The 202-nt window shown below is 69.3% G+C and carries 1 protein-coding gene; it reads right to left on the reverse strand.

Annotated features, from left to right (window positions below; all coding sequences use genetic code 11):
* Positions 1 to 132 (reverse strand): SDR family NAD(P)-dependent oxidoreductase (locus L0U85_RS20320; RefSeq protein WP_241379582.1); only part of this gene is annotated, 132 nt, incomplete at its 3' end.
* Positions 133 to 202: the final 70 nt, after the last annotated feature.

The following is a 202-nucleotide window of genomic DNA, read 5'->3' on the forward strand; positions in this document are numbered from 1 at the left end:
GTCGCCGCCGACACCGATGTCGTTGACGACGACCTTGGCGCCCTCGGCCGCGAAGGCCAGCGCGTGGGCGCGACCGATTCCACGGCCGGCGCCGGTGATGATGACGACTCGGCCGTCAAGCAAACCGCTCACTTGTTCTCCTTAAGTAGTAGCCGCGGCCAGGAAGGCCGGGCGCTCGCCGCCGCCGTGGACGGTAAGGGTC

Origin of the sequence: Glycomyces sp. L485 (assembly GCF_022548875.1) — a bacterium.
GTDB lineage: Bacteria > Actinomycetota > Actinomycetes > Mycobacteriales > Micromonosporaceae > Glycomyces.